At 70.8% G+C, this 21,738-nt stretch carries 17 protein-coding genes, 1 pseudogene and 1 riboswitch; of the genes and pseudogenes, 9 read left to right on the forward strand and 9 right to left on the reverse strand.

The features are described from left to right. Both CLV54_RS17975 and CLV54_RS13570 read right to left on the reverse strand, forming a co-directional pair. Nucleotides 1-156: pseudogene (locus CLV54_RS17975) on the reverse strand (aquaporin family protein); the annotation flags it as partial. Nucleotides 157-291: 135 nt separating this feature from the next. Beyond that, complete coding sequence (locus CLV54_RS13570; protein WP_245861732.1) at nt 292-2,049, reverse strand: glycerol-3-phosphate dehydrogenase/oxidase; 1,758 nt, start codon at nt 2,047-2,049, stop codon at nt 292-294. A gap of 287 nt (nt 2,050-2,336) precedes the next feature. On the opposite strand from CLV54_RS13570, the gene CLV54_RS13575 reads away from it, so the two are divergent. From CLV54_RS13575 to CLV54_RS13610, 8 genes are all read left to right on the forward strand, one after another. Continuing rightward, entirely contained in the window at nt 2,337-3,218 is an 882-nt protein-coding gene (locus tag CLV54_RS13575) for a sugar-binding transcriptional regulator (RefSeq protein WP_100345887.1), read from the forward strand. An 81-nt stretch (nt 3,219-3,299) separates the two neighbouring features. Then, a riboswitch (FMN riboswitch) is annotated at nt 3,300-3,436 on the forward strand. Nucleotides 3,437-3,596: 160 nt separating this feature from the next. Beyond that, nucleotides 3,597-4,601, forward strand: coding sequence for a bifunctional diaminohydroxyphosphoribosylaminopyrimidine deaminase/5-amino-6-(5-phosphoribosylamino)uracil reductase RibD (ribD, locus tag CLV54_RS13580; protein ID WP_100345888.1), 1,005 nt, complete (start codon nt 3,597-3,599; stop codon nt 4,599-4,601). Nucleotides 4,602-4,607: 6 nt separating this feature from the next. Next, nucleotides 4,608-5,273: a riboflavin synthase gene (locus tag CLV54_RS13585; RefSeq protein WP_100345550.1), complete on the forward strand. Its 666-nt coding sequence runs from the start codon at nt 4,608-4,610 to the stop codon at nt 5,271-5,273. Beyond that, a complete protein-coding gene (gene ribA, locus CLV54_RS13590) occupies nt 5,270-6,550 on the forward strand; it encodes a GTP cyclohydrolase II (protein ID WP_100345551.1) in 1,281 nt (426 codons plus the stop codon). The genes CLV54_RS13585 and ribA overlap by 4 nt, the downstream gene beginning before the upstream one ends. 78 nt (nt 6,551-6,628) lie before the next feature. After that, entirely contained in the window at nt 6,629-7,099 is a 471-nt protein-coding gene (gene ribH, locus CLV54_RS13595) for a 6,7-dimethyl-8-ribityllumazine synthase (RefSeq protein ID WP_100345552.1), read from the forward strand. A 105-nt stretch (nt 7,100-7,204) separates the two neighbouring features. Then, on the forward strand, nt 7,205-7,420 hold the full coding sequence (locus tag CLV54_RS13600; protein WP_100345553.1) for a hypothetical protein: 216 nt from the start codon (nt 7,205-7,207) through the stop codon (nt 7,418-7,420). Between the two features lie 106 nt (nt 7,421-7,526). Beyond that, complete coding sequence (locus tag CLV54_RS13605; RefSeq protein ID WP_100345554.1) at nt 7,527-9,518, forward strand: ABC transporter ATP-binding protein; 1,992 nt, start codon at nt 7,527-7,529, stop codon at nt 9,516-9,518. 107 nt (nt 9,519-9,625) lie between these two features. Next, nucleotides 9,626-10,009, forward strand: coding sequence for an SHOCT domain-containing protein (locus CLV54_RS13610; protein ID WP_245861733.1), 384 nt, complete (start codon nt 9,626-9,628; stop codon nt 10,007-10,009). A 44-nt stretch (nt 10,010-10,053) separates the two neighbouring features. Here CLV54_RS13610 and CLV54_RS13615 read toward each other — a convergent pair whose 3' ends face one another. From CLV54_RS13615 to CLV54_RS13625, 3 genes are read right to left on the reverse strand one after another with little or no spacing between them, the layout of a single operon-like run. Then, nucleotides 10,054-10,857, reverse strand: coding sequence for a TrmH family RNA methyltransferase (locus CLV54_RS13615; protein WP_100345556.1), 804 nt, complete (start codon nt 10,855-10,857; stop codon nt 10,054-10,056). Between the two features lie 2 nt (nt 10,858-10,859). After that, nucleotides 10,860-11,906: an SRPBCC domain-containing protein gene (locus tag CLV54_RS13620; protein WP_100345557.1), complete on the reverse strand. Its 1,047-nt coding sequence runs from the start codon at nt 11,904-11,906 to the stop codon at nt 10,860-10,862. 59 nt (nt 11,907-11,965) lie between these two features. Beyond that, nucleotides 11,966-13,825 carry a phosphoenolpyruvate carboxykinase (GTP) gene (locus tag CLV54_RS13625; RefSeq protein ID WP_245861734.1) on the reverse strand — a complete coding sequence of 620 codons (1,860 nt, stop codon included), beginning with the start codon at nt 13,823-13,825 and terminating at the stop codon, nt 11,966-11,968. 167 nt (nt 13,826-13,992) lie between these two features. Between CLV54_RS13625 and CLV54_RS13630 the strand changes: the two genes are divergently transcribed. Further along, nucleotides 13,993-15,444, forward strand: coding sequence for a helix-turn-helix domain-containing protein (locus CLV54_RS13630; RefSeq protein WP_100345559.1), 1,452 nt, complete (start codon nt 13,993-13,995; stop codon nt 15,442-15,444). Between the two features lie 163 nt (nt 15,445-15,607). Here CLV54_RS13630 and CLV54_RS13635 read toward each other — a convergent pair whose 3' ends face one another. The 4 genes from CLV54_RS13635 to CLV54_RS13650 form a co-directional block, all read right to left on the reverse strand. Next, nucleotides 15,608-16,366, reverse strand: coding sequence for an SDR family NAD(P)-dependent oxidoreductase (locus CLV54_RS13635; RefSeq protein WP_100345560.1), 759 nt, complete (start codon nt 16,364-16,366; stop codon nt 15,608-15,610). A gap of 2 nt (nt 16,367-16,368) precedes the next feature. Further along, nucleotides 16,369-17,610: a thiolase family protein gene (locus tag CLV54_RS13640; protein WP_211294557.1), complete on the reverse strand. Its 1,242-nt coding sequence runs from the start codon at nt 17,608-17,610 to the stop codon at nt 16,369-16,371. A gap of 33 nt (nt 17,611-17,643) precedes the next feature. Beyond that, nucleotides 17,644-19,116, reverse strand: a complete 1,473-nt coding sequence (locus CLV54_RS13645; protein WP_100345561.1) for an NAD-dependent succinate-semialdehyde dehydrogenase — start codon at nt 19,114-19,116, stop codon at nt 17,644-17,646. 275 nt (nt 19,117-19,391) lie between these two features. Continuing rightward, complete coding sequence (locus tag CLV54_RS13650) at nt 19,392-21,737, reverse strand: MMPL family transporter (RefSeq protein ID WP_100345562.1); 2,346 nt, start codon at nt 21,735-21,737, stop codon at nt 19,392-19,394. Between the last annotated feature and the right edge of the window lies 1 nt (nt 21,738).

Consider the following 21,738-nt stretch of genomic DNA (forward strand, 5'->3'; position numbering starts at 1 on the left):
CACCGCAAGACCCCACCCGATAGTGACCATAAGAAAGCCACCATTGAAGCCCTTCGTCTTAGCAAGCGCGACATTAGCGACCACACCACAGCCCAGGAGCACGAGGAGGGCGGTGCCCACCAGCTCCGACAAAAAGACAATTCCGAGATCGTCCACGTTGACCTTCCTCTTCTTCCCTTATCCATGCCGGCGGCACGCGGAGGCGTGTCGCCTGCGGTTCACGCTGAAACCGTTGTCAAGCTACCGCGCGAACCGGGGCGCTCCTAGTAGTTCGGAGTGCACGTTCGTGCATCATTCGACGGCGGTCAGAGCCGCGAGCGACGGCTCCCCGCTGGATGCCGCGAGGCTCACCCGGTGGGCGGTGCGCAGGAACTCGACCGAGTCGCGCACCTCCTCGTCGCGCCGCTGCGGGGTCCAGCCGAGCGCTCCCGCGAGCACGTCGGCGAGCTCGTCGAGCAGCTCCGTCGTGAGGGCGCCGCGGAAGACGAGGTTCGTCCGCCGCAGGAGCAGGTCGACGAGGTGCACGACCGACTCCGTACGGGCCAGGAACTCGATCTCGGGGCGCGAGTACTCGCTGCTGTGCTCGAGGGCCGTGTCGCCGTGCTCGACGGAGTACTCGATCACGGACTCCGCACGCGTGCCGTACCGCTCGAGCAGCTGCTGGGCGCGTTCTGCGCCGATCTCGTCGGAGTGCGAGGCGAGCCACACCCGGCGTGCGGCATCCGTCGTCGGATAGCCCACGCCGCCGCCGATCGCGAGACCCACGGTGCTCACGGTGCGGGTGAGCCCGAGGAGCTCGAGCACCTCGTTGCCGAGGTGCTCCCCGAGGGCACGGAATGTCGTCCACTTGCCACCCACGAGACTGAGGAGCGTCGTGCCCGGCATCGACGCGATCGTCGAGGGCACGATGTTGTAGTCGCGGGAGACGAACCCCGGCTGGGTGTCGTCGTGCTTGGGCAGCGGACGGATGCCCGAGAAGCTGTAGACGATCTGCGAGCGATCGACCGCGACCTCTGGGAAAACGTGCACGATGAGGTCGAAGAAGTAGTCGACCTCCTCATCGGTGCACACGCTCGGCTCTCGCGGGTCGGCGTCGATGTCGGTCGTGCCGACGAGCACCCGCCCGGCGAGCGGGTAGATGAGCACGATGCGCCCGTCCGAGTGCTCGAAGAAGAGCTCACGGCCGTCGAGGGCAGCGAGCAGCTCGGGGTGGTCGAGCACGATGTGCGAGCCCTTCGTTCCGCCCATGTAGGCGGTGGCGAGGCCGAGGGCGTCGTTGGTGAGATCGGTCCAGGGCCCGGAGGTGTTGACCACGACATCCGCGGTGACCGTGAACTCGGTGCCGTCGAGCAGATCGCGCAGGCGCACGCCGTCGGCGCCCATGCCGATCGCCTCGACGTAGTTGGCGCTGCGGGCGTGGCTGCCGGTCGCGAGGCCGTCGTGCAGCACGTCGAGGGCGAGCCGCTCGGGGTCGTGCACGGAGGCGTCGAAGTAGGTCGCGGTGTACTTGATGCCGGGGTTGAGCTTCGGCAGCTGGCGCAGCGACTCCTTGCGACCGCGGAACTCGTGGCGCGGAACACTGCCGCCGTCTCGACTGAAGGAGTCGTAGAGGGTCAGGCCGGTCTTGATGAGCAGGGCGCCGCGCTCCTTCGGCGTGCCCTGCTTGTGGGTCAGGAAGCGCAGCGGCGCCGCGACGATGCCGGAGAAGGTCGAGAAGATCGGCACCGTCGTCTTGAGCGGCTTGACGTAGTGCGGCGCGGTGCGCAGGAGGCCGTTGCGCTCCTGAACCGACTCGCGCACGAGCCGGAACTCGCCGTTCTCCAGATAGCGGATGCCGCCGTGGATCATGTGCGACGAGGCCGACGAGGCCCCCGACACGTAGTCGCCGCGCTCCACGAGCACGACATCGACACCCTGCAGCGCCAGATCTCGGAACGTCGAGATCCCGTTGATCCCGCCCCCGATGATGAGCACCTGCGCGTTCGGCCGGTCTGCGATACCGCGCACGTTCTCGCGTGCCGCTCCGGTCTTCCTCGACTGGGTAACCACTTCTCCACCTTCGTCTCGTCCGTCACACCCGCTGGGGCGAGTCTGCCGTGTCTGTGTGAACAGAGTGCTTGCGCCCGCGCGAACGGTGTGAATAAATACATCTTGAGAAGGGATACACAAATGGTCAAGCTCCCTGCACATATGTGCACACTCCCATCGAGCGCCGGGCCGCGCGGAGGTTCGAGCGCGGTCCCGAGGCCCGGTGTCCTCTCGTGACCGACATCCACGCAGAGAAGACCCGCGACGCCCTCACCGCCGCCCACCTGTACTACATCCAAGACCTCACGATGGATGCGATCGCGCACGAGCTGCACACCTCGCGATCCTCGGTCTCCCGCCTGCTGAGCCATGCGCGCGACACCGGCCTCGTCGACATCCAGATCCGCTCCCCCCTCGACGCGACCAGCCATCTGCAGCAGACGATCCGGGCCCGCTACGACGTCGCCGCGCACATCGTGCCCGTGCCCGACCACACGAGCGAGGTCGACCGTCTCGAACGCGTGGCGCTCTCGGCCGCGCGCATCCTCGGCTCGTTCTTCGACTCGAACATGACCATGGGCATCGCCTGGGGCTCGACCATGACGGCGATCAGCCGCCACCTCGTGAGCAAGACCACCCACAACACCCAGATCGTGCAGCTCAACGGCGCCGGCAACACCCGCACGACCGGCATCACCTACGCGAGCGAGATCCTCCGCCGATTCGGCGACGCCTACGGAGCCTACGTGCAGCACTTCCCGGTGCCCGCGTTCTTCGACGACCCCGCGACCAAGGACGCCCTGTGGCGCGAGCGCTCCACCCGTCGTGTGCTCGACATCCAGTCGAGCATGGATGTCGCGCTCTTCGGTGTCGGCACCCCCTACGCCGAGGTGCCGAGCCACGTCTACACGGGCGGCTACCTCGACGACGACGACTACCGGATGATGCGGGAGTGCGAGGTCGTGGGCGACGTCGCCACGGTCTTCCTGCGCGCCGACGGCTCCTACGCCGACATCCCGCTCAACGCGCGCGCGACGGGGCCGGACTTCCGCATCCTCAAACAGGTCGCCCGGCGGGTGTGCGTGAGCTCGGGTCACTCCAAGCTGGCCGCTCTGCGCGGAGTGCTCGCCGCCGGGCTCGTGACCGACCTCATCGTCGACGAGGGCACGGCGCGCGCGCTCGTCGAGTGAGGCGGAAAGGCGCTCTGAACGGGGCGCCGTGTTACGTGGAATAAAGCCCGTCGAAGAGCGTTGAGCTAGGGTGTAACACGCAACGTGCTCCGGGGTCGGTGAGAGTCCGAACCGGCGGTGATAGTCCGCGAACTGCTGAGGCCACGCGAGTGGCCCGGCGGTTGAGCTGGTGGAACTCCAGCACCGACGGTTAAAGTCCGGATGGGAGGAAGCACGCGTCGTTCGTGCACGGATCGTATCCGAGCACGGCGACGGGATGACGCCAGCCGTCGACCAAGCCCGGAGTTCGCATCAGACGAACGAAGGTGGCACACGGTGACGGCCAACGAGGCAGCGCGGGATCGCACGGCGGAGCGGCGCTCCGACGACGAGACCCTCATGCGCGCGGCGCTGCGGCTCGCCGCCAACGGCCCGGCCCGCGGCGTGAACCCCCGCGTCGGATGCGTCATCGTGGATGCCGCGGGGCGCGTTCTCGCCGAAGGCTGGCACCGCGGCGCCGGCACCGCCCACGCCGAGGTCGACGCGCTCTCGAAGCTGCAGCCCGGCCAAGCCAGGGGCGCGACCGCGATCGTGACCCTCGAGCCCTGCAACCACACCGGCCGCACCGGCCCCTGCTCGGAGGCGCTCATCGCCGCGGGCGTCGGGCGCGTCGTCTACGCCGTCTCCGACCCCGGCCAGCACTCCGGCGGCGGGGCCCGGCGGCTGCGTGAGGCCGGCATCGACGTCTCGGGCGGTGTGCTCGCCGAGGAGGTCGAGGCCTTCCTCGCCGACTGGCTCGAGGTCGCACGCCTCGGCCGGCCGCACGTCACCGTCAAGTGGGCGAGCTCGCTCGACGGGCGCACGGCGGCGGCCGACGGTTCCAGCCGGTGGATCACGGGGCCGGAGGCCCGCGCCGACGTGCACCGCCGGCGTGCGGCATCCGACGCCATCGCCGTGGGAACGGGGACCCTGCTCGCCGACGACCCCGCGCTCACCGCGCGCGACGAGAACGGCGGGCTGCTGCCCGAGCAGCCGGTGCCCGTCGTTCTCGGCGAGCGCGCCGTGCCCGCCACGGCCCGGGTGCACGAGCATCCTCTCGACGCCATCGTCTTCGCCCACCACGACCTCGCCGCAGCGCTGCACGAGCTCAAGGAGCGCGGCATCCGCCGGCTGTTCGTCGAAGGGGGCCCGACCCTCGCGAGCGCCTTCGTCGCCGCCGGGCTCGTCGACGACTACCTCATCTACCTCGCCCCGGCCCTGCTCGGCGGCGACCGTCTCGCGATCGGCGACATCGGCGTCGCCACGATCGGCGAGGGCAGAAGACTTCACATCGACCGACTCGAACGGCTCGGCGACGACCTCCTCATCGTCGCGACGCCGCTCGGGCGAGCAGAAGGGAACTGATCGATCGTGTTCACCGGAATCATCGAAGAGAAGGGCGTCGTCACGCGCGTCGAGACGACGGCGGATGCCGCACGCCTCACCGTGCGCGGCCCGCTCGCCGTGCAGGGCGCCCGGCACGGGGACTCCATCTCCGTGAGCGGCGTGTGCCTGACCGTCGTCGAGCAGAGCGACGAGGGCTTCACGGCCGACGTCATGCGCCAGACGCTCAGCATGAGCACCCTCGCGGCGCTGTGCGAGGGCTCCGCCGTGAACCTCGAGCGCGCGGCCCTCGTCGGCGACCGGCTCGGCGGGCACATCGTGCAGGGGCACGTCGACGGCACGGGAACCGTGCTGAGCGTCGAGCCCGGCGAGGCGTGGCGCGTGCTGCGCTTCAGCCTCTCCCCCGAGCTCGCCCCGCTCGTCGTCGACAAGGGCTCCATCGCGATCGACGGCGTCTCGCTCACGGTCAGCTCCATCTCGGAGCCGGCCGAGGCGCGGCAGTGGTTCGAGGTGTCCCTCATCCCCGAGACCCTCGAGGCGACGACGCTCGGCTCGCTCGAGGTGGGCGACGCGGTCAACCTCGAGACCGACATCCTGGCGCGGCACGTCGAGCGGATGCTCGCGCTCAACCATCTGGCCGTGAACGCGGATGTCACGACGGCAGCCACCACGGCAGCAGGGAGCAAGGCATGAGCATCGCAACCATCCCCGAGGCGCTCGACGAACTGCGCGCCGGGCGGCCGATCATCGTCGTCGACGACGAGAGCCGCGAGAACGAGGGCGACGTCGTGCTCGCCGCGGAGCTCGCATCGCAGGAGTGGATCGCCTGGACGGTCAAGCACTCCTCCGGCTTCATCTGCGCGCCCATGACGAACGCCATCGCCGACCGGCTCGACTTGCAGCCCATGGTCGCGAACAACCAGGACCCGCGCGGAACCGCCTACACCGTGTCCGTCGACGCGTCGAGCCGGCTGACGACGGGCATCAGCGCCGCCGACCGCGCCCACACCCTGCGCGTGCTCGCAAGCGAGGACTCGACGCCGTCGAGCCTCAACCGCCCTGGGCACATCCTGCCGCTGCGCGCCCTCGAGGGCGGTGTGCGCGAGCGCGCCGGCCACACGGAGGCCGCCGTCGACCTGCTCAAGCTCGCGCAGCTCACCCCCGTGGGCGCGATCTCCGAGATCGTCGCCGACGACGGCGAGATGATGCGGCTGCCGGGCCTGCTCGCGCTCGGCGAGCAGGAGGGCGTGCTCGTCGTGACGATCGAGTCGCTCATCGCCTACCTGCGCGAGTTCCACGCCGACGAGCAGCTGCCCGCGGTCACCGAGGTGCCCGAGACCTCGCGCGTCATCTTCGAGGTCGAGACGCACGTGCCCACCGAGCACGGCACCTTCACCTTCCGCGCCTACCGCGATCGGATGACGGGTGCCGACCACCTCGCGGTCGTCTCCGGCAAGCCCACCAACGGAACCCTCGTGCGCATCCACTCGGAGTGCCTGACCGGCGAGGCATTCGGATCGCTCAAGTGCGAGTGCGGTCCGCAGCTGCAGGCCTCGCTCGACACCATCCAGCGCGACGGCGGGATCGTCATATACCTGCGCGGGCATGAAGGCCGGGGCATCGGCCTCATCAACAAGCTGCGCGCCTACCGGCTGCAGGAGGACGGCCTCGACACCCTCGACGCGAACCTCGCGCTCGGCCTGCCGGTCGACGCGCGCGACTACGGCGCAGCCGTCGCGATCCTGCACGACATGGGCATCTCCTCGGTGCGCCTGCTCACCAACAACCCCGACAAGGAGCAGCAGCTCGTCGAGCGCGGCATCGCCGTGACCGAGCGCGTTCCGCTCGTCGTGGGCGTGGGCGCCTTCAACGAGGGCTACCTGCAGGCCAAGCGCGACCGGATGGGCCACAGCCTCGTGCTCGACGACGTGAGCGTCTCGCAGATCACCGACCACGACGGCGCGCACTGAGTCGGATCACGCCTCCGATCCGCACGTCGACACGACACCACACGACCCACCACACCACGACCCACTAGGAGCATTCTCATGAGCGGAGCGGGCTCACCCGACATCGCAGCCGACGGACACGGCCTGAAGGTCGTCATCGTCGCCGGAACCTGGCACGAGCAGATCTCGAACGGCCTCATCGCGGGCGCGACCCGCGCGCTCGAGGCCTCGGGCGCCGAGTTCACCCTCGTGCGCGTGCCGGGGAGCTTCGAGCTCCCGGTCGCGAGCAAGGCCGCACTCGAGGCGGGCGCCGACGCCGTCGTGGCCCTCGGGGTCATCATCCGCGGCGGCACCCCGCACTTCGAGTACGTCTCGGATGCCGCGACGAGCGGCCTCACGCAGGTCACCGTGCTCACCGGCAAACCCGTCGGCTTCGGCGTTCTCACCCTCGACGACGAGCAGCAGGGCCTCGACCGGGCCGGGCTTCCCGGCTCGATGGAGGACAAGGGCGCCGAGGCGGCGCAGGCCGCGGTCGCGACCGCCGTGCTTCTGCGGGAGTTGCGAGCCTAGGCGTCTCCCGGCCTCTGCCGTCCCACACGCAGGACCCCTGCATGTGGGACGGTGGGGCGTCAACCTGAGTTGACGGCCGTGCAGTTGTCAACTATGGTTGACGACATGGACAGCACAACCATCCACACCCTGGCAGCGGGCGCCGGCTCCGACGACCCGATCGTCGCCCTGCGCGCGATCTCCCAGCTGCACCGCGAGCTCGACCGGGTCGAGGCCGTCGCCGTGCGCCGCGCCCGCAACGCGAACGCCTCGTGGCAGCTCATCGCGCTCGCCCTCGGGGTGAGCCGGCAGGCCGTGCACAAGAAGTACGGGCGCAGTTGAGCGACCCGTCGACCACCCCTCCACCGACCGGGCCGCACCGCCGTTCGCACGAGCACCGAGCCGCGGCCACCGAGTTCACTCAGGCTGTCACGCTAGAAAGAGAACGATGAGCAACGCCACCACCCCACGACGCCGCCTCTTCCGCCGCCCCAGCGCCGACGAGGGGCCACGCGCCCGCTTCCGCCAGCTGCTGCCCTACCTCTTCGAGCACAAGGGGGTGCTCGCCGTCGTGGTCGTGCTGAGCATCATCGGCGCCGCGGCATCCCTCGGCCAGCCCCTGCTCGTGAGCCAGGTCATCACCGTCGTGCAGGCCGGTGAGATGCTCGACGGCCTGGTCTGGGCCCTCATCGGGCTCGTTGTGCTCTCGGGCGTGGTGAGCGGCGTGCAGCACTACCTGCTGCAGCGCACGGGCACGAGCGTTGTGCTCTCCGCCCGCCGGCAGCTCGTGCGGAGGATGCTCCACCTGCCGATCAGCGAGTTCGACCAGCGCCGCACGGGCGACCTCGTCTCCCGCGTGGGAAGCGACACGACCCTGCTCTACGCCGTGCTCACCCAGGGGCTCGTCGACGCGATCGGCGGCTCGCTCGTCTTCGTGGGCGCGCTCGTCGCGATGCTCATCATCGATCCCGTGCTGCTTGGGCTGACCGTGCTCGTGATCGCCGTCTCGATCATCGTCGTCGGGGCGCTCTCCGGCCGCATCCGCGTCGCGAGCCAGAAGCAGCAGCAGAAGGTCGGCGACCTGGCCGCGAGCGTCGAGCGCGCGATCAGCGCCGTGCGCACCGTGCGCGCGGCGAACGCGACCGACCGCGAGCTGCGCGTCGTCGAAGAGGAGGCCCAGGGCGCGTGGCGCATGGGCGTCCGGGTCGCCAAGATCTCCGCGCTCGTCGTCCCCATCGCGGGCATCGCCATGCAGGTGTCGTTCCTCGTGGTGCTCGGCGTCGGCGGCTTCCGGGTCGCGGCCGGCGACATCACGATCGCGAGCCTCGTCTCCTTCATCCTGTTCCTCTTTATGATGATCATGCCTCTCGGCCAGGCCTTCGGCGCCGTGACCTCGGTCAACTCGGCGCTCGGCGCGCTCGGGCGCATCCAGGAGATCATCGACCTGCCGACCGAAGACCAGTTCGACCGCGACATCGCCCCGCTCGCCATGACCGTGGGCGCCGCCAACGAGGCCGTGAACCCGGATGCCCCGGCCATCGAGTTCGAGGCCGTGCACTTCGCCTATGCGGCCGCCGCCCCGCCCGCCCACGACGAGGTCGACATCACGCTCACTCCCGCGGCCGCGAGAAACCCGCTGACCGAGATCGCCGACCTCGCCGACGGCTCCCCGCGTCTGCACGAGGGCGGGATCACCGTCACGGAGACGGGCGAGATCGCCGGCGGCGCCGGAGACCCGGATGACGGCGACGACGTTCGCCGGGTCGTGCTCGACGGCATCTCCTTCAGCGCTCCCCGAGGCAAGCGCACCGCTCTCGTGGGCCCGTCCGGCGCGGGCAAGAGCACCATCCTCGCGCTCATCGAGCGGTTCTACGATCCGAACGAGGGCGTCGTCCGGCTCGGCGGCATCGACATCCGCACCCTCGACCGCCGGGCGCTGCGTTCGCAGATCGGCTACGTCGAGCAAGACGCCCCCGTGCTCGCGGGCTCGCTGCGCGACAATCTGACCCTCGCCGCCCCCGACGCGAGCGACGCGGACTGCATCGAGGTGCTGCACGCCGTGAACCTCGGCGAGGTGCTCGCCCGCAGCGACGACGGGCTCGACGCACCCGTCGGGGAAGACGGCATCATGCTCTCGGGCGGCGAGCGCCAGCGCCTCGCGATCGCTCGCGCGCTGCTCGCGGCCCCGCCCATCCTGCTGCTCGACGAGTCGACCTCGAGCCTCGACGGCCTCAACGAGCAGCTGCTGCGCGTCGCGATCGACGCGGTCGCCGAGAACCGCACGCTCATCGTGATCGCCCATCGCCTCTCGACGGTCGTCGACAGCGACCAGATCGTGGTCATGGACCACGGCCGCGTCGTCGGCGTCGGCACCCACTCCGAGCTCGTCGTCTCGACGCCCCTCTACCGCGACCTCGCGAAGCACCAGCTGCTCGTCTGATCGGCACGCCGTCCGGCACCCGGGGGCAGGGCTATCCGCCCGGGTGCCGGGCGCGGTACAGTCGCAGCACACCGCTGCGCGTCGCGGTCGACGAGAGGATGGCCATCGTGGGCTTCTGGGATGTTATCTGGCTCCTGATCTGGAGCTTCGTGATGGTCTCCTACCTGATCGTGTTCTTCCTGATCATCGTCGACCTGTTCCGCGACCACACCCTCAACGGATGGTGGAAGGCGCTGTGGATCGTGCTGCTGTTCTTCATTCCCTTCCTCACGGCCATCGTGTACCTCGTCGTCCGCGGCACGGCCATGGCGCAGCGCTACCAGGGGAACGACCCACGGCCGGTCGACGACACCGAGCAGTACCTCGCGTACCGGCCGAGCGACACCCCGGCATCCGACATCCACCGCGCCAAGGAGCTGCTCGACCGCGGCGTCATCTCGCAGGGCGAGTTCGAGGCGCTCAAAGACAAGGCGCTCGGCCACAAGTTCTGACGCGGCTCAGCTGACGCGGCTCGGTCGGCTCGGTCGCAGCGGGCTCAGCGTACGAGTGCGAACATCGCGACGGCAGCGGCAGCGGCGACGTTGAGCGAGTCGATGCCGTGCGCCATCGGGATCTGCACAGCGACATCCGCCACGTCGATCGCGGCCTCCGTGAGCCCGTGCCCCTCCGCGCCGAGCACCATGGCCACTCGCTCGGGCGCGCGCGCGGCGTAGTCGCGCAACGAGACGGCGTGCGGCGTCAACGCGAGGGCCGCGATCTCGAAACCGGATGCCGCGAGCTGAGGCCCGAGCTCGCTCCACTCCCCGGCGCGACCCCACGGCACCTGCAGCACGGTGCCCATGCTCACACGGATGGCGCGGCGGTAGAACGGGTCGGAGCACCTCGGCGTCACGAGCACGGCGTCCGCCCCGATCGCGCCGACGGAGCGGAAGATCGCACCCACGTTGGTCGGGTCGGCGACGTCTTCGAGAACGACCACCCGGCGAGCGTGCGCGAGCAGTGCTTCGACGCCGGGAAGCTCCGGCCGGTTCATCGAGGCGACGAGGCCGCGGTGCAGGATGTAGCCGGTGAGCTCGGCGAGCAGCTCGCCTGGCCCCACGAAGATCGGCACCTCCGGGTGGTCCCGCAGCAGCTCGACGGCCTCGTCGACGGCGCTGCCCAGAACGAGCACCGAACGCGGGCTGTGGCCGGCACGCAGAGCCCGCTCGAGCACAAGAGCCGATTCGGCCAGGTAGAGACCGTGCTGGGTTCCGCGGGCCTTGCGCAACGCGACATCCGTCTGGTGGGCGTAGTCGGCGAGGCGGGGATCGCTGAGATCCTCGACGGGGATGACGGGCACGGTCAGCTGTCCGCCCCAGTGTAGAGGCGGAAGAGGGCGTCCCAGCGGTCGACGGGGAAGGCGAACTGGGCGCCGTCTATCGCCTGGCTGAGGGCGTCGAGCTGCAGGTGCCAGGCCGCGAGCACCTCGTGCGCGGCCTCCTCCGAGGCCTGCGGGTCGAGCAGGTGGGTGAGCTCGAGGGTGGTGCCGGGCGCGACCGGCTCCGCGATGCGCCAGCGGACGATGCTGTTGGGCACACCCTCGCTGTGCCAGGTGTAGTCGAGGCGGCGGTTCGGCTCGGCCGCGAGCACCTCGCCCCGCACCGGATGCCCGTTGAAGTCGAGCTCGACGCGGCCGCCCTCCCGTGGCTCGACGACCCCGTCGGTCAGCCAGCGACGCAGGCTGCGCGAATCGGTGAGCGCGCTCCAGACCTCGTCGGGGCGGTGCGGCAGCAGCCGTTCGAACCGCACGGCGGGCCGGCCGTCGAGCTCGAGCTGCACCCCCAGGCTCTTCGAGTAGCCGAACTCGCGCGCATAGGCGTCGCGCAGGGCGAGCCACTGCTCAGGGTCGCCGCTCGGCTCGCGGTCGTCGAGGACGTCGTCGAGCGCGTCGAGCAGGCCCTGCCAGCCCGCGCCGCCCTCGGTGATGAACTCGGCGCTCGGCGACGTCGTCGTGAAGGAGAGGATCGTCGTGCCCTCGTCGACGGGGGCGAGCCGCCACCGCACGATGGATGCCGCGCCGAGCTCGTCGATCCAACTCGCTTCGAGCACGCCGGCACCGGAGTGCACGACGCCCTCCGAGGGCTCCGCGCTCTCGGCGCCGTCCGGCGCGTCGAGCCGCCGCACGCTCCCCGAGGCGAGAAGCCGCCCGCGGCCCGTGAGACGGTAGGAGCGACCGACGGCGTAGGGGCGATCCAGCCGGCCGAGCCAGCGTTGCAGCTGCCTCGGCTCCGTGAGCGCCTGCCAGACCTCCCCGACCGGGTGACCGAGCACCCGCTCGAAGCCCACGACGAAGCCGTCGACGGTGAGCTGGATGACGCCGTTCGGAATGAAACGGTCCGTGCGGTTCATCCTCCGACTCTACCGAGCGGCTCCGGCGACCTCGACCAGGCGCCTCACATCCGCGCGCCTCACATCCGGGCGAGCTTGTACCGCAGCGAGTCGAGCTCGGCTCGCAGCGCCGCCGGGACCCGCCCGTCGAAGGTGTCGAAGTAGGCCTCGATCGAATCGCACTCCTGAGCCCAGGTCTGCGGGTCGACGGCGAAGAGCTCGTCGAGCGCCTCCTCGTCGAGCGCGAGCCCGTCGAGGTCGAGCTCGGAGCGCTGCGGCATCCGCCCGATCGGGGTGTCGTAGCCGGATGCCCCGCGCTCGACCCTGCGCACGATCCACTCGAGCACCCGGGCGTTCTCGCCGAAGCCCGGCCAGAGGTAGCCGCCCTGCGCGTCTTGGCGGAACCAGTTCACCTGGAACACCGCAGGGGCCTTCGAGCCGAGGCCCGCGCCGACCGTGAGCCAGTGCGCCCAGTAGTCGGCCATGTTGTATCCGCAGAAGGGCAGCATCGCGAAGGGATCGCGGCGCAGCTCCCCCACCCGGCCCTCGGCGGCGGCCGTCTTCTCCGAGGAGAGGGTCGCGCCGATGAAGACGCCGTGCTGCCAGTCACGGGCCTCGACCACGAGCGGCACGTTGCTCGCGCGTCGGCCGCCGAAGATGATCGCGTCGAGCGGCACGCCGGCGGCGGCCTCCCAGTCGTCGGCGATCGTGGGGCACTGGGCGGCGCTCACGGTGAAGCGCGAGTTGGGGTGCGCGGCGGGGCGACCCGAGTCGGGGGTCCAGTCCTCGCCCCGCCAGTCGACGAGGTGCGCCGGAGGAACCTCGCTGAGCCCCTCCCACCAGACGTCGCCGTCATGGCGCAGGGCGACGTTCGTGAAGATCGTGTTGCCCCAGAGGGTCTCGACGGCGACCTCGTTGGTCGCCGGCCCCGTGCCGGGAGCGACACCGAAGAAGCCCGCCTCGGGGTTGATCGCCCAGAGCCGGCCGTCGGGGCCGGGCCGGAGCCAGGCGATGTCGTCGCCGATCGTCTCGACGCGCCACCCCGGCAGGGCCGGACGCATCATCGCGAGGTTCGTCTTCCCGCAGGCGGAGGGGAATGCGGCCGCGATGTGGTAGCTGCGACCCTCGGGCGAGGTGATCTTGATCGTGAGCATGTGCTCGGCGAGCCAGCCCTCGTCGCGGGCCATGACCGACGCGATCCGCAGGGCGAAGGACTTCTTCGGCAGGATCGCGTTGCCGCCGTAGCCGGAGCCGTACGACCAGACCTCGCGCGACTCGGGGAAGTGCACGATGTACTTCTGCGGGTTGCAGGGCCACGCGACATCCTCTCGCCGTTCGCCGTGGGCGTCGACGAGCGGGTAGCCCACACTGTGCACGGTCGGCACCCAGCGCTCGCCCGCCTCGATGAGCTCGAGCGGAGCGGAGCCCATCCGGGTCATCACGCCGAGGCTCACGACGACGTAGGGCGAGTCGGTCAGCTGCACGCCGAGCTGGGAGATCGGGCCGCCGACCGGGCCCATCGAGAACGGCACGACGTACATCGTGCGGCCGCGCATGCTCCCCTCGAAGACCTCGGCGAGCTCGGCGCGCATCTGCGACGGCTCGCGCCAGTTGTTCGTGGGGCCGGCGTCGCCCTCGTCGACGGAGCAGATGAAGGTGCGGTCTTCGACCCGAGCGACGTCGCTCGGGTCGGTGCGGGCGAGGAAGCTGTTGGGCCGCCACTCCGGGTTGAGCCGGATGAGCTTGCCCTCCGCCACGAGCTGCATCGTGAGCAGGTGCGCCTCGCGCTGCGAACCGTCGCACCAGACGATCGCGTCGGGCTGGACGAGGGCCTGCATCTGATCGACCCAGGCGAGCAGGGCGGGGTCGGTGGTCGTGCGCGCACCGGCGTACGGCGCGGATGCCGCGACCTCCACGGTCGGCCTCTCAGTGGTCGTCATCGTGGTCACCCTTCTCTCTTCTGTCGTCGTCGCCGGCCCGAAGCTACGGGCGTACGCCATTGATCCGGCCGGTAAATCGGTGGATATATTCAACTCTGCGCGCATTTTCCGCGATCTGATCCGAGGAGATCTGTGAATAACTTCATTTCTTTCGATATTGTGAAGGAATGGCAACGCAGCTCACCGGCACGACCGACCTGACCACGCTCGGCCATCGCATCCGGCACTTCCGGGCTGCGGCCGGCCTCACCCTCGACGCCCTCGGCTCGCGGATCGGCGTCGCACCCAGTCAGCTCTCCCTCATCGAGAACGGCAAACGCGAGCCCCGGGTCTCGACCCTGCAGGCGATCGCGAACGCGCTCGGCGTGAGCCTCTCGCACCTGCTCGACGAGCAGCCGCCGTCCACGCGCGCCGCCCTGGAGATCGAGCTCGCCCGCGCCCAGGCCGGAAGCCTCTACGCCTCCCTCGGCCTGCCGTCGATCAAACCCGGCCGCTCGATGCCGACCGAGGCCCTCGAGGCCGTGGTCGGCCTGCACCGCGAGCTCTCCCGCCGCGCGAGCGAGGCGATCGCGACACCCGAGGAGGCCCGCAGGGCCAACACCGAGCTGCGCGAGACGATGCGGGAACGCGACAACTACCTGCCCGAGATCGAGGAGCTCGCCGAGGAGCGGGTGCGCGCGAGCGGCCACCGCGCGGGCGCGCTCACCCACCGCGAGGTGAGCATCATGGCCGAGCAGCTCGGCTTCTCGCTCATCTACGCCGACGACCTCCCGCACTCGGCCCGTTCGGTCACCGATCTCGAGAACGGGCGCATCTACCTGCCGCCGGCCTCCATCCCCGGCGGGCACGGCCTGCGCTCGATGGCTCTGCAGGCGATGGCGCACCGGCTGCTCGGCCACGAACGACCGGGCAGCTACGCCGAGTTCCTGCACCAGCGGCTCGAGATCAACTACTTCGCCGCGGCGTGCCTGATGCCGCGCGACGCCGCCGTCGGGTTCCTGCGCACCGCGAAGGGCGATCGCGAGCTCGCCGTCGAGGATTTCCGCGACGCCTTCGGCGTCACCCACGAAGCGGCCTCGCTGCGGCTCACGAACCTCGCGACCTCGCACCTCGACATCCGGATGCACTTCCTGCGGGTGGGCGGCGACGGCGCTCTCTACAAGGGCTACGAGAACGACGGCATCCCGCTGCCCGCCGACGTCACGGGCGCGATCGAGGGCCAGTTCGTCTGCCGGAACTGGAGCGCACGCTCGGCCTTCACCCGCACCAATCGCACGACCGAGCTCTACCAGTACACCGACACCCCTGCGGGAACCTATTGGTGCGCGACCCAGACCGGGCACACCTCGGCCGACCACTTCTCGATCACCGTCGGCGTGCCCTTCGACGAGGCGAAATGGTTCCGCGGGCGCGAGACGACGACCCGGGCGGTCTCCACCTGCCCCGACGAGAACTGCTGCCGACGGCCCACGGGCGCCCTCGCCGAACGCTGGGCGTCGCAGTCGTGGCCGAGCGCCAGGCTGCACGCGCACATCCTGTCGCCGCTGCCGTCGGGAACCTTCCCCGGCGTCGACGACTCCGAGGTCTACGAGTTCCTCGAGAGCCACTCAGCGCAGTAGCCGCCCTCCCCGCGCTCACCCAACCCAACCCAACCCAACCCAACCCAAAACGACGGAGATCCTGTCGAATAGGCGCCTTTTCTGCCGCAAACGGCCCGTTTCCGCGCAAATCTCCGTCGTTTTGAGTACACACACGGAGGGGGAGGGCGGGAGAGGCGCCGGGTCAGCGGGGCTGCATCCTGATGGCGCCGTCGAGGCGGATCGTCTCGCCGTTGAGCATCGGGTTGTCGACGATGTGCCGCACCAGCGCCGCGAACTCGGCGGGGCGCCCGAGTCGCGACGGATGCGGCACCTGCGCCGCGAGGGAGTCCTGCGCCGCCTGCGGAAGCCCCGCCATCATGGGCGTCTCGAAGATGCCCGGCGCGATCGTCACGACGCGGATGAGGTGCGCCGCGAGCTCCCGCGCGAGAGGCAGCGTCATGGCGGCGACCCCGCCCTTCGACGCCGAGTACGCCACCTGGCCGATCTGGCCGTCGAACGCCGCGACCGAGGCGGTCGTGACGATGACACCGCGTTCCTCGCCCTCGACCGGCGTGCGCTCGACCATGGCGGCCGCCGCGAGCCGCACGACGTTCAGGGTGCCGACGAGGTTGACGCGGACGACCCGCTCGAACTCGTCGAGGCCGAGCACCCCGCCCCGACCGAGCAGCTTGCCCGGGGTCGCGACGCCCGCGCACGCCACCACCACTCGCAGCGGGGCGAGCGCGGTCGCGGCATCCACCGCGGCCTGCGCGTCCGCCTCGCTCGTCACGTCGCCGGGAACGAAGACCCCGCCGAGCTCGGCCGCCCGCTCCTCGCCCGGCGATCCGGGCAGGTCGAGGATGACGACCCGCGACCCCGCCTCGGTCAGCTCCCGCGCGGTCGCGAGCCCGAGGCCCGATGCGCCGCCGGTGATGAGCGCGCTGCTGCCCGAGAGCTCCATCGTCACAGCCTTTCGATGATCGTCGCGTTGGCCATGCCGCCGCCTTCGCACATGGTCTGCAGACCGAACCGCCCGCCGGTCGCCTCGAGGTGGGCGAGCATCGTTCCGAGCAGACGGGTGCCCGAGGATCCGAGGGCGTGACCGAGGGCGATCGCCCCGCCCCACGGGTTGAGCCGCTCGGGGTCTGCTCCGAACTCGCGCTGCCAGAGGATCGGCACGGGCGCGAACGCCTCGTTGACCTCGTAGACGTCGATGTCGCCGATGCCCAGACCCGCGCGTTCGAGCGCCTTCCTCGTCGCGGGGATCACCCCGGTGAGCATCAGGAGGGGATCGCTGCCGACCACCGAGAAGCTGTGGAAACGCGCTCGCGGCCTCAGCCCGAGCCGGCGGGCACGCTCGGCGCTCATGATGAGAGCGGCCGAGGCCCCGTCGGTGAGCGGCGAGGAGTTGCCCGCCGTGATCCGCCAGTCGATCTCGGGGAAGCGGGCGGCGAGCTCCTCGCTGTAGAAGGCCGGTCGCAGCTCGGCGAGCGAGGCCGCGGTCGTGCCCGGGCGCACCGTCTCGTCGACGGGGATGCCGCGGCTCGCGACATCCGCTCGCCCGCTGTCGCTCGGGGCCGGGGCCGCCGAGCCCACGCCCGCAGCGACGAGCTGCCCGTCGAAGGCCCCCGCGGCAGCGGCGCGGGCGGCCCGTTCGTGCGAGCGGGCCGAGTACTCGTCGAGCTCCGCCCGGTCGATGCCCCAGCGGGCGGCGATGAGCTCGGCCGAGACGCCCTGGCCGACGAGCCCCTCCGGGTAGCGGGCGTGCATCCGCTCCCCCGCCTGATCCTGCCCGATGAGGGAGGAGCCGAGCGGCACCCGGCTCATCGACTCCACCCCGCACGCGATGGCCACGTCGTAACTGCCGGCGAGCACGCCCTGCGCCGCGAAGGTCGCCGCCTGCTGGCTCGAGCCGCACTGCCGATCGATGGTCGTGCCCGGAACCGATTCGGGGAAGCCCGCGCCGAGGAGGGCCGTGCGGGTCACGTTGAGCCCCTGCTCGCCGGCCTGTGTCACGCAACCGCCGAGAACGTCGTCGACGGCGGCCGGGTCGAGGCCGTTGCGCTCGACGAGCTGCCCCAGCACTCCGGCGAGCAGTTCGGCCGGATGCAGGTGCGAGAGCATCCCACCCCGTTTGCCGCGACCGCTCGGCGTGCGAACGACATCGACGATCACGGCGTCCCTGCCTGTTATGGCATCACCCATCCCGCCCGCCCCTCCCCGCCGTCAGACTCGCCGTCATGCGAACGGCGACGGCGTCATCGTGTACTTGGTCGAGAGGTACTCGTGAATGCCCTCGAAGCCGCCCTCCCGCCCCAGCCCCGACTGCTTGATGCCGCCGAAGGGCGCCGCCGCGTTCGAGATGACCCCGGCGTTGAGCCCCATCATGCCCGTCTGCAGGCGTTCGATCATACGCTGACCGCGCGCCAGGTCGCGCGTGTAGACGTAGCTCACGAGGCCGTACTCGGTGTCGTTCGCGAGCCGCACGGCGTCGTCCTCGTCGTCGAAGGGCACGATCGAGACCACCGGCCCGAAGATCTCCTCGCGCAGGATGTCGCTGCCCTCCGTCACCCCCGTGATCACGGTCGGCGCGAAGAAGTGCCCCTCCCCCTCCACCCGCTCGCCGCCGGCGACGAGTCTCGCGCCGCGCGCGACCGCGTCCTTCACGAGGCGCGAGGCCTTCTCGACCGCGTCCTCGTCGATGAGCGGGCCGATGCCCACACCCTCCTCGGTGCCGCGGCCGATCCGGAGGCGGGCGACGCGCTCGGTGATGCGGGTCGCGAACTCGTCGGCGATCGAGCGGTGCACGATGAAGCGGTTGGCGGCCGTGCACGCCTCCCCGACGTTGCGGAACTTCGCCGCCATCGCGCCGTCGACGGCCCTGTCGAGATCGGCGTCGGCGAAGACCACGAAGGGCGCGTTGCCCCCGAGCTCCATGCTCGTGCGCAGCACGTTGTCGGCCGCGAGTTTGAGCAGGCCGACGCCCACCGGGGTCGAACCGGTGAAGCTCAGTTTGCGCAGGCGCGGGTCGGAGAGGATCGGCGCCGACACCTCCTTCGACGAGGAGGTCGTGAGCACGTTGAGCACACCGGCGGGCAGACCGACGTCGTCGAGCAGCTTGGCGAAGTACAGGGTGGTGAGCGGCGTGAGGGCCGCGGGCTTGACCACCACAGTGCATCCTGCCGCGAGCGCCGGAGCGACCTTGCGGGTGGCCATGGCGAGCGGGAAGTTCCAGGGGGTGATCAGGTAGCTCGGCCCGACCGGGTGCTGGGAGACGATGGTGCGGCCCGTGCCCTCGGGGTTGATGCCGTAGCGCCCCGTTATGCGCACCGCCTCCTCGCTGAACCAGCGCAGGAACTCGCCGCCGTACGTCACCTCGCCCTGCGACTCGGCCAGGGTCTTGCCCATCTCGAGCGTCATGAGCAGGGCGAAGTCGTCGCGGCGCTTCTGCAGCAGGTCGAAGGCCGCGCGCAGGATCTCGCCGCGCTGCCGGGGCGCCGTGCTCGCCCAGTCGGCGGATGCCGCGACCGCGGCGTCGAGGGCGGATGCCGCGTCGCCCGGCGTCGCGTCGGCGATCGTCGCGATCGTGCGCCCGGTCGACGGGTCTTCGACTCCGAGTGTCGCCCCGCTCGACGAGGCACGCCAGGCCCCTCCGATGAAGAGCGAGCTCGGCACCCGCGCGAGCAGTTCGCTTTCCGACGTGTCTGACATGTCTCCTCCTCCGCGCACCCCGCCGCCCGGAGGCCCGCTCTCCTCACTCTATGCCCGTCCTCTCGGCCCGCGGCAGCCCGCCCTCTGTCCCACCCCACGTGCAGGACCCAGGCCTCCCCCTCTCCCGCGCCGCATCCCGAATGCAGCACATCTCGTGGTCAGAGGTGGTTTCCGTGACAGAACACGAGGGATACGAGAGGATCGCCTGCATGTGGGTCGGGGGCTCGAAGGATCTCCTGCATTCGGGTCAGGAGAGACGATGGGTCGACGACCGCTCAGTGCTCGCTCGGGCTGCTCGCGTGCGCCCCGGCCGGGCCGGGATCCGTGAGACGGCCGGATGCCGCGTGCGCACCGTGATGCTCGTCGTCGACCGGTGCCGGCGAGGCGTGCGCCCCCGCATGCCCGCCGTCGGTGCGCGCCAGCCTCGACGGCCACCAGACACGCCTGCCCAGGTCGTAGGCGAGCGCGGGCACGAGCAGCGAGCGCACCACGAGGGTGTCGAGCAGCACCCCGAAGGCCACGATGAAGGCGATCTGGGCGAGGAACAGGATCGGGATGACCCCGAGCGCCGCGAAGGTCGCCGCGAGCACGAGCCCCGCCGAGGTGATGACCCCGCCCGTCGCCGCGAGGCCGCGCAGGATGCCGGGCCGGGTTCCGTAGCGCAGCGACTCCTCCCGCACCCGTGTCATGAGGAAGATGTTGTAGTCGATGCCGAGCGCCACGAGGAAGACGAAGCCGAAGAGCGGAACCGAGGGGTCGGCCCCCGGGAAGTCGAAGACCGTGTCGAACACGAGTGCCGAGACCCCCAGCGCCGCCCCGAACGACAGCACGACGCTCAGCACGAGCAGCACGGGCGCGAGCACGGCGCGCAGCAGGAGCATGAGGATGAGCAGGATCACCACGAGCACGATCGGGATGATGGTGTTGCGGTCGTGGATCGCGGCGGCGTTCGAGTCCACGGCGGTCGCCGTCGCCCCGCCCACGAGGATCTGATCACCCTCGGGGAGCGCGGCGAAGGAGTCGCGCAGCTGCGTGACGACGGATTCCGCGGCCGCCGAGTCCGGGGCATCCGCGAGCGTCACCTGCAGCAGCACACGGCCGTCGACGACGGTCGGCTGCCCCGCCGGGGTTCCGGGCGGGCCCTGCGCCTGAAGGCCGTCGCCGGTCACCGGGGCGGATCCGCTCGGCGAGTCGGCGGAGACGACGGCCACGCTGCTGACCCCGTCGTTCGCGAGGGCCGCGTCCGCGACATCCTGCAGCTCGTCGTCGGGCGCGACGACGAGAGCCGGGCTGCCCGAGCCTCCCGGGAAGTGCTCGCCGAGCGCGGCCTGCCCGTCGCGGGCCTCGGATGCCGCGAGCACGAGCTCGCTCTGGGCGACCCCGTCGGCCCGCAGCTGAGTGACGCCGAACGACAGCGCCACGAGCGCGAGCGTGCAGACGACCCAGATCGTGCGCGGCCGTCTCGCGATCCCCCGGCCGAGGCGGGGCCACAGGCCGCGCGCGGTGTCGCCGACGAGCACGGGATGCGCGCTGCCGTAGCGGGGCAGCAGCGGCCAGAACGAGACGCGCCCGCAGGCGAGGAGCAGGGCGGGCAGCAGGGTGAGCGCGGCGAGCAGCGAGAAGACGATGCCGACAGCCGCGACGGGGCCGAGGGCTTTGTTCGAGTTGAGGTCGCTGAACAGCAGGCAGAGCAGGCCCACGATCACGGTGCCGCCCGAGGCCAGGATGGGCTCGGCCGAGCGCCTCAGGGCGTCCCAGCTCGCGCTCCAGCGCCGCAGGTTGTCGCGCAGGGCCTCCCGGTAGCGCGAGACGTAGAGCAGCGAGTAGTCGGTCGCCGCCCCGATCACGAGGATGAAGAGGATGCCCTGCACCTGCCCGTTGAGCAGCACGATGCCCGCCTTGGCGAGCCACCAGACCGTGAGGATGCTCGCGCACAGGGCGAAGAGCGAGGTCACGAGCACGAGCACCGGCAGCAGCGGCGAGCGGTAGACGACGATCAGGATGACGAACACGGCGGCGAGCGCCACGAGCAGCAGGATGCCGTCGATGCCCGCGAAGGCGCCGACCAGGTCGGCCGTGAACCCGGCCGGACCCGTGACGTACACCTCGAGCCCCGCGGGGGCGCCGTCGCCGAGCTGCTCGCGGATGTCCCCGACGATCGCATCGACCTCGCCGCTCGCGTCGAGCGGCACGAAGACCTGGGCGGCCTCGCCGTCGTCCGACTCGATCACGGGCGAGACGTCGCCGGCCACCCCCTCCGTGGTCGCCAGCCCGGATGCCGCGGACTGCAGGAACGCGCGGTCGCCGTCGTCGAGCCCGCCCGCCCTCACGGCGAGCACGATCGCGGGGATCGCATCGCTCTCGCTGAAGCCCGCCTGGAGCTCCTGCACCCGGGTGGCGTCGGCGCTCGCCGGCAGGAAGCTCGTCTGGTCGTTGCTCGAGACCTCGTCGACCTTGCCGAAGTACGGCCCGCCGATCGCGGCGGCGCCCAGCCAGACCACGATGAGCACGGCCGGGATGAGCGCCCTCAGCCACAGCGGCACGCGGCTGCCGAACCGCCGGGACCGCTCCGGAGACCCGTGCTGCTCGGGAGACGGAGACTGCTCGGGAGACCCGGGCATG

It is taken from the genome of Compostimonas suwonensis, from assembly GCF_002797855.1.
Classification (GTDB): domain Bacteria; phylum Actinomycetota; class Actinomycetes; order Actinomycetales; family Microbacteriaceae; genus Compostimonas; species Compostimonas suwonensis.